Origin of the sequence: Neptunomonas sp. (assembly GCF_016744175.1) — a bacterium.
Lineage (GTDB): Bacteria > Pseudomonadota > Gammaproteobacteria > Pseudomonadales > Balneatricaceae > Neptunomonas.
Map to the genome: position 1 here is coordinate 39,145 of NZ_JADGEV010000002.1, position 10,797 is coordinate 49,941.

General features: G+C 43.2%; 12 protein-coding genes and 1 pseudogene. 5 read left to right on the forward strand and 8 right to left on the reverse strand.

Features of this window, described 5'->3' with window-relative positions:
* The first annotated feature begins 11 nt into the window (after positions 1-11).
* Positions 12-308: a DUF1244 domain-containing protein gene (locus tag QZZ55_RS01190; RefSeq protein ID WP_293264459.1), complete on the forward strand. Its 297-nt coding sequence runs from the start codon at positions 12-14 to the stop codon at positions 306-308.
* 30 nt (positions 309-338) lie between these two features.
* Here the strand turns inward: QZZ55_RS01190 and QZZ55_RS01195 are convergent, their stop codons facing one another.
* Positions 339-779: a hypothetical protein gene (locus QZZ55_RS01195; RefSeq protein WP_293264461.1), complete on the reverse strand. Its 441-nt coding sequence runs from the start codon at positions 777-779 to the stop codon at positions 339-341.
* Entirely contained in the window at positions 776-1,468 is a 693-nt protein-coding gene (locus QZZ55_RS01200) for a FlgO family outer membrane protein (protein ID WP_293264463.1), read from the reverse strand. The genes QZZ55_RS01195 and QZZ55_RS01200 overlap by 4 nt, the downstream gene beginning before the upstream one ends.
* A 145-nt stretch (positions 1,469-1,613) precedes the next feature.
* Between QZZ55_RS01200 and QZZ55_RS01205 the strand changes: the two genes are divergently transcribed.
* Together QZZ55_RS01205 and zapB are read left to right on the forward strand one after the other, a co-directional pair.
* Positions 1,614-2,831, forward strand: a complete 1,218-nt coding sequence (locus tag QZZ55_RS01205) for a flagellar assembly protein T N-terminal domain-containing protein (RefSeq protein WP_293264465.1) — start codon at positions 1,614-1,616, stop codon at positions 2,829-2,831.
* Between the two features lie 67 nt (positions 2,832-2,898).
* Complete coding sequence (gene zapB, locus QZZ55_RS01210; RefSeq protein ID WP_293264467.1) at positions 2,899-3,087, forward strand: cell division protein ZapB; 189 nt, start codon at positions 2,899-2,901, stop codon at positions 3,085-3,087.
* A 26-nt stretch (positions 3,088-3,113) separates the two neighbouring features.
* On the opposite strand, the gene QZZ55_RS01215 is transcribed toward zapB, so the two are convergent.
* Positions 3,114-3,770 (reverse strand): OmpA family protein, encoded by a 657-nt coding sequence (locus tag QZZ55_RS01215; protein WP_293264469.1) that lies wholly within the window; start codon positions 3,768-3,770, stop codon positions 3,114-3,116.
* A 282-nt stretch (positions 3,771-4,052) separates the two neighbouring features.
* Between QZZ55_RS01215 and QZZ55_RS01220 the strand changes: the two genes are divergently transcribed.
* Together QZZ55_RS01220 and QZZ55_RS01225 are read left to right on the forward strand one after the other, a co-directional pair.
* Positions 4,053-5,972, forward strand: coding sequence for a beta-ketoacyl synthase (locus QZZ55_RS01220; RefSeq protein ID WP_293264471.1), 1,920 nt, complete (start codon positions 4,053-4,055; stop codon positions 5,970-5,972).
* Positions 5,973-5,993: 21 nt separating this feature from the next.
* Positions 5,994-6,395 carry a hypothetical protein gene (locus QZZ55_RS01225; RefSeq protein WP_293264473.1) on the forward strand — a complete coding sequence of 134 codons (402 nt, stop codon included), beginning with the start codon at positions 5,994-5,996 and terminating at the stop codon, positions 6,393-6,395.
* A gap of 2 nt (positions 6,396-6,397) precedes the next feature.
* Here the strand turns inward: QZZ55_RS01225 and QZZ55_RS01230 are convergent, their stop codons facing one another.
* From QZZ55_RS01230 to QZZ55_RS01250, 5 genes and pseudogenes are all read right to left on the reverse strand, one after another.
* The gene (locus tag QZZ55_RS01230) at positions 6,398-7,180 is read right to left on the reverse strand and encodes a TatD family hydrolase (RefSeq protein ID WP_293264475.1); all 783 of its coding nucleotides are present in this window, start codon (positions 7,178-7,180) and stop codon (positions 6,398-6,400) included.
* Positions 7,181-7,214: 34 nt separating this feature from the next.
* Positions 7,215-8,801 (reverse strand): peptide chain release factor 3, encoded by a 1,587-nt coding sequence (locus QZZ55_RS01235; RefSeq protein ID WP_293264477.1) that lies wholly within the window; start codon positions 8,799-8,801, stop codon positions 7,215-7,217.
* A gap of 152 nt (positions 8,802-8,953) precedes the next feature.
* Positions 8,954-9,694, reverse strand: coding sequence for a sulfite exporter TauE/SafE family protein (locus QZZ55_RS01240; RefSeq protein ID WP_293264479.1), 741 nt, complete (start codon positions 9,692-9,694; stop codon positions 8,954-8,956).
* Entirely contained in the window at positions 9,691-10,449 is a 759-nt protein-coding gene (locus tag QZZ55_RS01245) for a DUF3726 domain-containing protein (RefSeq protein WP_293264481.1), read from the reverse strand. The genes QZZ55_RS01240 and QZZ55_RS01245 overlap by 4 nt, the downstream gene beginning before the upstream one ends.
* A gap of 9 nt (positions 10,450-10,458) precedes the next feature.
* Positions 10,459-10,797: pseudogene (locus QZZ55_RS01250) on the reverse strand (hypothetical protein); the annotation flags it as partial.

Here is a 10,797-nt window from a genome sequence, read left to right on the forward strand (position 1 = left end):
AGAGAATAAAAATGGACCAACAAACCAAAACAGAAATTGAAGCAGCAGCGTTTCGCCAGCTAGTTGCACACTTAGACAAACGTAAAGATGCTCAAAACATCGATCTAATGAATCTGGCTGGATTCTGCCGAAACTGTTTATCAAAGTGGTATAAAGCCGCCGCAGAAGAGCGAGGAGAAGAGCTAGACTACGAACAAGCCAGAGAAGTCGTCTATGGCGAGCCCTACTCTGACTGGAAGAAAAAACATCAAAAAGAAGCGACGCCAGAACAACTTGCTGCTTTTGCCAACTCAGAAGCCGGAAAGTAATCGGTCATAAATCACCATCAGCTCCAGCGCCTAATTGACCCAAGCGCGCTGAAGCTGGTTCATATCCACTTCTAAAATAGTGGCATATGTATCATCCTGAACAGGATACGTTTTTACGACTCTGGCTCCGCGAACAAATCCTGCTACTGCTGCTTTAAAAGAATCTCGTTGCATTACCATATCCTGAACGGTGGTCGTACCAAATATATACTGCCCATGTACGATTCCCACCAACTCCTGATAAGCCCTTAACTTAGATGCACGCATTGCCATCACTACTTTTTGCTGACGAGTACTTCCTGGCTGCAAGCTAATGGGGGCATAACCTGTCGCTTGCACCCAGACAGATTCTTGGATAACTGCACTTTCTACTATAGGAGACGGTATTTTATCTACTGCCTCATTAACGGTAATCATGGCCGTCTCACAGCCCGACAACAAAACAGTCAAAAATACGAATAACAACCTCATTTAACCACCCTCTGCGGAGCTGATCCATTTTCTATAATATAACCGTTATTCAATGCCTTAACCGGATCAAACCCAGGAAGCCCTCCCTCAAGTCTCTGATTAGGAATATGAGTTTGTGCCGCCGCTAGCACTTGTCGAGTTGTTGTATCAAGTATTCGAGCATTAATGACGATGCCATCAGGATGATGAGCATAAGTCCCCGTCAATACAAAATAAATTTTATACCTCTGGCGTAACGCTGATATATTTCGTTTCGATACAGGAGATTTAACCGTAGTTGACAGACTTACTGCACGATAATCGACTAAGTTATAACCTCGCTGCTGTAGTGGAAAGATAAAACTTTCTGATAAACGAGCACCAAACAGTGAGTCCGGCACACTATGCCGTAACGAAGCAAAAGGTAAAACCGCTATAGGAAATCGCTTCACTTTATTTCGACTCAACCCATTGATTAACTGCTCACTCATTTGCTCTACAGCTTCACTGACAGGGTCGATATCAGCATTTTTAGCAGCCACCACCGCGGTAGAAACAGGCTCGCTTACAACAGAATTGCGTGCACTAATGACTAATGCTTTACTTGCTTGAGGGCTTAACTTTTCAATTGTCACAGGTACCGGCTGTTTATATGAACACCCACTACCCAGCAAACCAACTAACACAATTAGACTGATATTTTTAATCATATATGCCCACTTATACTTCACTCATACCTTACTCGTATTATTCATTCTGAACAGCTAGCACGAATAAACAAACACATGATTTGCATGTAAGGCGTAAATTGAATACCTTTTCTTCTATTATTCATATATCGGTCAGGTTGCTCTCATGTTGAGACATTTTCAAGATTATTTCTTTTCAATCATACTTTTACTATCTAGCACTTGCGCTTTCGCCACAACCGTAGAAGCAACAGGCCAAGCATTAATTGTCGACAACAACATAAGCAATGCTCGAGAACAAGCCATTGCTGATGCCAAACAGCAAGCATCCTTACAAGCGGCTGCATACATTAGCAGTACTCAGCAAGTAGAAGATGGCATTCTTGAAATTGATAACATGCGAATCTCTACCGCAAGCCAACTATCGAACATTGAAATCGTTGAAGAAAAACTATTCGGTAAAAAACTACACGTTAGAATTCGTGCTGAAATTGACACAAAAACTACCTGCGCGAACGGTAATACAGGCAATAGCTTTCGTAAAAGCATTGCAATAACGGCCTTTCCATTAGAGCACCGCTTACAAGCTAACCTAGGCAGCTTAATAAACATTGAATCGAATATCGCTACCCAACTTGTTTCTCGCTTAAACACAGCACCGGGCATTTCAGCTCTTAACGCGGGCAATTTATCGCTTCACAAGCAGCTTGGCACCGCAACCTCTCGACAGCTAGACAGCGGCGCTCTCACAACCATGATGGCTTACACCCAACAACTGGAAAGCCAGTTTATTGTCTCTGGTGTTATCAGAGACTTATCCATGAACAACCCAAACACCATAAAAGAAAAAAACTGGCTAGTTGATACCTACAATACGCTCGACTACAAAAGCAAAAAACATCTACGCAACTTCAGTTTGGACCTCTTCATCCACGATGGATTTAGCGGCACATTATTAGAACAGAAAAGCTATACCACACAAGGGCGCTGGAATCATTCAGAGACTGATAAAGTAGGATTTGCCACGCCTGAATTCTTCAGCGGCGATTATGGACAACATGTCCAACAGTTGCTCAACGACATCAGCAAAGACCTCTCTAAATCCCTACGCTGCCTACCCTTTTCAGCAAGAATCACCCGGACAGAAGAAAACAACCTTTGGATAAATGCGGGAAAAGATAGCGGACTATCAAGAGGAGACAAATTAAGCATTTATCGTAAAACTATTTTTTACAATCAGTCTAGCTATCCTACTACTGAATTAATAAACACGCGTTTAACCATGATTGTTGATGAAATACAGCCGACAACGGTTAAAGGACACATCAATAGTTTAACAACACAGCACAATATTCAGCCCGATGACATTGTGATGTACTGGTAATGGTTTACTTCGCTAGCTCCCACTCTATAATCTGCATCTTTAATCGTCATATGAAAAAGGGCCTCCAATGCAAACTGAGCTGTTCAACCAGTTAGAAAACAAAATTGAAAACATGATCGACGAAGTCGAGCTGCTAAGAATGGAAATCAGCGAACTACGCGAAGCGAAGCAAAAACTGGAAGATGAGCAACAAGTTTGGCAGAACAACCTGCAGCATCTCCTGAACAAATTTGATTCAGTCGACGCCACAGAATAAGTTGATAAAGAAGAGGGCTCAGTCAGTTATTTCTGAGTCCCTCGAATATTAATTTCCACACGACGGTTCAACGCACGCCCCGAAGCGTTACCATTATCAGCCACAGGATATCTTTCCCCGTATCCTTGCGTGCTAATACGCAATACCTTGATGCCATTCTGAGCTAGATGATTTGCAACGCTGGCTGCTCGCTGCTCTGACAACTTCTGGTTATGCTCAAATGAACCGGTACTATCAGTAAAGCCATTAACGCTTAACGCTGTTTTATCAAACTCAGTTAATACGATAGCCACCGAATCTAGCACTGGATAAAAGTTACTAGCAATTTGATATGAATTTGTCTGGAAAGTAACATTTCCCGGCATGATCAGACGAATTTCATCGCCAACACGCTCCACACTGACCCCTGTCCCTTCCAGCTTCTGGCGCAACAAGGCTTCTTGTTGGTCCATATAGTAACCAATGCCTCCACCAGCAGCTCCTCCAACCAAAGCACCAATGGCAGCACCCTTCGTTCTATCCCCTTTACCTGATACAGCAGAACCAATCAGAGCCCCCGCTAACACGCCAATACCAGCCCCTTTAGCAGCATTACCGGTCTTCTGCTCACGCGAATAAGGGTCTATTGTGGTACACCCAGCTAAAACACTGGATGCTATTAATGCGATAACTAATTTTTTCATAAAATTCTCTCAATCGTGCTAAATAGTTTCAAATATCAAATCAGTTTACTCTGCGTCGCTTACTCGTTGACAACATAAAAAACCATCATTCGATATCAACAATACGATGACATACCTGCCTTAAGGCAATTTATAACAAACTTCACTATATTCATTCTACTGATATAGGCAATTTTCCTATATTCCATCTAGTCACAGATCAACTGTACCGCTAGAATATAAATTTTACTGTACCTATTCAGTCAGGTTAATCCAGATATAGTTCCAGCCGAGGAGTTTTCATTGTCACATCTACCTCTAATCGTCGGTTTCGGTGGAATAAATCCCGCAGGTCGCTCATCGTTTCATCACGCCTATCGTCGACTAATTTTTGACAAACTGGACCAAAAAAACCAACAAAACACACTGTTAGGCTTAGCCACACTCATGGGTCTAGCATCGTATAAAGAAGGTCACTACTTCAACAAATCCGGTGAACAGTTTCCTATAGAGTCGCTTCTTTCTAATATTAAAGATCAACTTCTCAGCTCGACACTAATTCGTCGCATTGAAACTGACTGCTTTGATGTAAATAAAGTCACGTTTAATAAATCGGCTTCATTACAAAAAACAAATAACGAGAGTATTTGTTTTACATTGCGCAAACGCCACTTACCGAACAGAATCCCTGAAAACTGGTCAGTCACGCCAGCAAGCGGTCAAGATGTTGAAGTAACTGTCAGCGGCACACTTGATGCCATATTCTTAGATTATAAAACAGCACTCGTTCAGTCTGCTGGACAGTTACCTTCTGGCTTTCAACCAGGAAAACTTTACCAATCTCGGAACCACCCGCGAAATTTACAAATGACTGTCTTCAGCGCCTCTGACGCCTTACTATCAACAGGCATACCTTATGAAGATATCTTAAATCGAATTTCACCCGACCAAATTGCCGTGTATGCCAGCAATTCTATTGGCCAACTGGATGATTTTGGTTTTGGCGGGCTGACGAAATACCCTTCGATAGGCAAGCGCACCAGTTCTAAACAAATGCCGCTTGGGTATGCGCAAATGCCCGCTGATTTTGTCAATGCTTACATACTAGGCAATGTAGGAACTACAGGAGGCTCTCTTGGGGCCTGCGCTACCTTTTTGTACAACTTACGCAGTGGCATTCAAGACATTAGCTCCGGTCGCAGAAAAGTCGTTATGGTCGGCGGTAGTGATGCACCTATTACGCAAGAAGTAATAGAAGGCTTCAGAGCGATGGGAGCACTAGCTGAAGATAAAGACTTACGCGTACTCGATAAACTGACAGAGCTTACAGATGAACACTATCGTAAAGCTTGTCGCCCCTTTGGCAACAACTGCGGTTTCACTATTGGCGAGTCTAGCCAATTTATATTACTGATGAGTGACGACCTAGCGCTAGAGCTAGGCGCTGAAGTTTACGGCACCATCCCTGATGTGTTTGTTAATGCAGATGGCCACAAAAAATCCATTTCAGCGCCAGGTATCGGAAATTATATAACACTAGGGAAAGCCGCATCTCTGGTTAAAAATATTTTAGGAAAGGAATCGCTACAACAACGTTCGTATGTACAAGCACACGGCACAAGCACACCACAAAACAGGGTAACCGAATCACACGTCATTAATGAAATAGCGAAGGCATTTGATATTAAATCTTGGCCCGTTGCTGCCATTAAATGCTATCTAGGCCATTCTCAGGGTACCGCCGGTGGAGACCAACTGACCACTTCATTAGGCACATGGGCGTATGGCTATATCCCAGGCATTAGCACAACAGACGAAATCGCTTCCGATGTACATCAGTCTAATTTACTGTTCTCCCAACAGCACTTAGAAGTAGGAATACAAGGAATGGATAGCGTCATTCTTAACTCAAAAGGTTTTGGCGGCAACAATGCCAGCGCACCGGTGTTAGCGCCGCATATTGCAAAGCAAATGCTCTTAGCCAAACATGGAAAGAATAAAATAGCTGAGTGGGAAAGCAAAAAAACTATTACGTTAGCGCGGGCCAATGATTATGATCAACAAACAACATTAGGGCTTACTAGGCCAATTTATCACTATGACCAAAATGTATTGGCAGGTGATGATTTAGAAATCACTGAAGACAGTATTCGTCTTCCTGGATTTGAAAATAAAATTGATCTAAATACACCTAACCCTTTTAGCGACTACGTCACTAAATAATAAATTTTTAGAGAGAGCTTTATGAATAAACTGTCATCTTTTTTACTTGTATTAACTGTAGCTCTTTTGAGTGGGTGTTTTTCAACGGGTAACCAAGTGACAGGAGAACAAGACAGTAGTTATTATTTAATTGATACCAAAGCGGGAACCCTGTGCAAGCAAAGCACTGGGTTTTGCGTGCAACTGAGTCTTGTTGCCAGCCAAAACGGTGTACTGCCGGCGGTTGAAAAGGCATATCAGCAAAAAATATCAGAACCGAACTACCCTCGCAGCTTGATGATCATGCTGCTTACACCCAACGACAAAAGCTACCAAGCAAAAAATCTTGATACTAACGGCAGGCTATATCGCTTACCTAGAAATGTAAAAACTGATACCGCTTGGAAAGCACTTAATGAGCTTCACTATGCCACGTACAAGTAGGTCTAATTACTTTTCAATGCCAGTAGCTGCATAACATTCGTACTCGTTATTGCAGCAATAGTTTCAATAGGCTCAGACCTCAAGCGCACCAACTCATGAAGCACATCAGCTAAAAACTCCGGCCGATTTGGCTCCCCCTGACGTCCAAACAAAGGCATATCGGGCGCATCTGTTTCTAATACAATAGACTCAAGTGGAAGGCTTGCAGCAAGCCCTCTGATCTTATTGGCACGAGGGTACGTCAACGTCCCACCGAACCCTAATTTAAAGCCCAATTGAACATACCGCTCAGCTTGAGAGGCACTGCCACTAAAAGCATGCACGATACCTCCCTGTTCAAACTTCATTTCTCTCAGCGTTTTCAACATAGAGTCATGTGCTTTTCTCACATGCAACAGAACAGGTAGCTGATTTGCTTTAGCTATTTTCAACTGCGCTTTCAATAAAGCAATTTGAGCAACAGAATCATAGCCCTCAATATAAAAGTCCAAACCAATTTCGCCCACGGCGCAAACAGGATGGGTAGCTATACATTCAGCCAATGGGCGTAATTCGGATAATGAGTGCTTTTGCATGAAACAAGGATGCAATCCTAATGCAAAAGATACATGCGGATAAATGGACGCTATATCAATAACTCGCTGAAAGTCTTGATACATAACACCCGGTATAACGATATGACTGACACCAGCAGCTTGTGCATTTTTCACCAACTGCCGGCGTGTTGCATCAAATACAGGAAAATCAAGATGACAATGACTATCAATAATTTGCCAGCCTGCCATCTATACTCTCCTTCACCTCTCTTGTTAAATAAACTTAATGCTCTCGAGTTGCGCGGAACTGCACATCCGGCCAACGCTCTTGCGTCAAGCTAAGATTAACGCGAGTAGGCGCAAGATAAGTCAACAATCCGCCACCATCTAGCGCGAGGTTTTCGTAGCCTTTTTTACGTAAGTCTTCGAGCATTTTATTGTCATCGCATTCAACCCAGCGGGCTGTTTGAACCGATATAGGTTCATATTTGCAATCTACTTTGTACTCATCTTTCAAGCGAAACATAACGACTTCAAACTGCAGCTGGCCAACAGCACCCAAAACCAAATCATTGTTTTTAAGTGGCTGAAATAACTGCACAGCCCCTTCTTCGGCCAATTGCTGCAAACCTTTCTGTAGCTGTTTCGCTTTAAGTGGGTCTAGCGGCCTAACACGTTGAAACATCTCAGGAGCAAAATGAGGAATGCCTGTGAATTTTAAAATTTCACCTTCGGTAAAAGTATCACCAATTTGAATAGTACCGTGGTTATGTAAACCAATAATATCACCCGACCAAGCCTCCTCTACATTTTCACGGTCACCCGCAAGAAATGTAACGGCATCAGCAATACGTACATCTTTGTTAATACGCGTGTGCTTCATCTTCATGCCACGCGTATAGCTACCTGAGCAGATGCGCATAAAAGCGATACGGTCGCGATGCTTAGGATCCATATTGGCTTGAATTTTGAAAATAAAACCAGAAAACTTACTTTCATCAACGGCAACCTTACGAGTAGTTGTTTCACGTGCGATAGGTGCAGGCGCCCACTCGACAAAGTCATTTAGCATTTCACGAACACCGAAGTTACCCAGTGCTGTCCCGAAAAAAACGGGCGTTTGCTTGCCGGCGAGAAACGCCTCTCGATCAAACTCATGGCTCGCACCACGAACGAGTTCTATCTCGTCAGCGAAATCATCATAATCATCGCCTAACAATTCCCGCGCTTCGGCCGATTCTAACCCTTGAATCTTTGTGTCGTCCGACAATACCGCGTTTTGTCCCGCTTTATAAACATGGATAGTATCGGTGTAAAGATTGTATACGCCTTTAAAAAACGTACTCATTCCGATTGGCCAGTTAATCGGCGCTGCCTGAATTTTCAACACTTCTTCAATTTCATCTAATAACTCGATTGGGTCGCGAATATCACGGTCCATCTTGTTAACAAACGAAAAAATGGGTGTATCACGCAATCGACAAACATCCATTAATTTAATGGTACGATCCTCGACACCCTTCGCGCCATCAACAATCATCAAGGCGCTATCTACCGCCGTCAAGGTACGGTAAGTATCTTCAGAGAAATCTTCATGCCCCGGTGTATCAAGTAGATTGACAACACGATCGTTCCAATGAAATTGCATCACAGAAGAAGTAATAGAAATCCCACGATCTTGCTCCATCGTCATCCAGTCAGACGTCGCGTGACGGTCACTCTTTTTACCTTTGACCGTACCAGCTTTTTGAATCAGATTTCCCAATAGCAACAGTTTTTCAGTGATTGTGGTTTTACCCGCATCCGGGTGGGAAATGATCGCAAAAGTCCTGCGCTTAAACACTTCTTGCGCAATAGCAGAGTTAGACATGAGATAGAATCTTCTGAGTTATGCATAGGTCGGTGGCTTAAAAGAAAAAACCAATCAGCAACCTGCATGCGTTAAATAGGATTGGAGACTATTTTCGCTGATATAGCGAAGAGAAACAATCCAAGCAGCGTTGTTTCATGTTAATAGGCATATCAAGCCACCCACCAACCACTCATTCCTTTATATAAAATCATAACAGCTGATACAGATGAGATAATAAGCAGTACGGGTTTAGTGGATGAGACACTAATACGATTATCACATAGGCGCGCAAATCCGAACCCTACCAACACTCCGGGTAGCATTTTAAGACTCAACACTAAGCTACTCATATCAACCCGTCCTTGCAGCGCTAGAAACAAGATTGAAATCGGGGTCCCAATAAGAAAAAAAGCGGCTAATTCATTACGAGCCGTGACTCTATCTACACTCTGGTACACCAGCGCTATAGGAGGCCCTCCCACCGATGTCACTGTACCAATCAGGCCTGAAAAAAAGCCGCCTATACTAAGAGTGATAGGATTTAATGAAATTTTACAGGTATACAAAGATATAAGGACTGCCATCAGTAGAACGCCGCCAAAAAGAATACTCAGCATATAGGGTGGTGCAGTAACTAATAAAATAGCACCGCACCAACACCCAGGAAAACGTGCAACAATTGCGGGAAACACCCGTCGCCAACACAGGAGCTTTCGTTGGTTTAACACCAACAACAACGAGAGACTAAACCCCAAGATAAGGGCGGGCACAGGAACATAAGCAGGATCAATCAGGTAAAGCAAGGGTGCAGCCAGTAAGCCAAAACCAATACCTACCCATGTTTGAAGAATGATCCCACTCATCACTATTAGCAACGCCAATAGATCTAACGCCGTGTAGCTAAAACTCAACGCCCCCCTGCGCCCATACGAGAACGCTCAGTGTTTTCCACCAGGATACCTTCACCAATTTTGTTAATTTCAGCCCACAGTGTTTCATCAATTTCGATTCCATGATCAACGCTATACTCTTTGTTTGTCGCCACTTGTTGGGCGCTCACATAGCAAGCATTAGAGTTCCCTTTAGATTGCTGTAAAGAGGTCGTCAAATCAACACGAGAGCTACAGATAATCGTCAACGTTTGCTTATCTGCTGCATTGGTTTCAAGGCTTGCTAGGTTAGTGACAGCTTCACTGTAACTCGGGTATCTGTCACCCGATTTAATCGCAACAGTATGCTCGCTAACCACTCGGCTACCATTTTGCCAATAAGCAGCCGCGCTGATACCACGCCTCCCACAATCCGTCAGTGCTTTTAGTACAAACATACGGTTATGACAGTTATGCACCGTGACAGTGGCTATGCCACATTCCAGCGCCTTAGCATGAGCAAGATCGACAGAAGCAGCAATACAGTTAAGCGCGCTACGGCCATTACTATCAATAATGGCTGATGTATTATCTTCATAAATAACCGTACTTAACGGCTTCTCTTTGTCTTCTTTTATATAGGCTATAGCTCTATCCAGCTCACCTAAGCCATTGAGCCCATGCTTTTCTAACCACAAAATCATATTGGCAGCATCTTCATAATTACCAACAAAATAACCACTTGCCTCAAAACAGCGTCGTAGAGCAGCTTTAAGTTCTATCATTGATACGTGCATAGCTTTCTCCTACTGTGCTGAGGCTTCAGGGTTTGAATCGTTTAATGATGCCGCGTCTAGTGTTGGCGCTAATGGCATAAACCAGTCATCGTTAAAAGTTTCACCAATATCTTCAAGTAATGGTGCTCCCTGAAACATCGTATTACGTACCCACAAACGAGAACGAGGATCAAATTTACCGACACCAAAGAATGCTAATTTTGCTCGCAACAGATGCATGGGCAGAACATTCCTGTCTAATAAATTAGCCTGGATATCACCATAGACACATTTATTCATCGTCTGAATCCTGCGCACGATGCCCCGCAATTTCGGGTTTGCCACCATGAAACGAGCAGCCGTATGCTG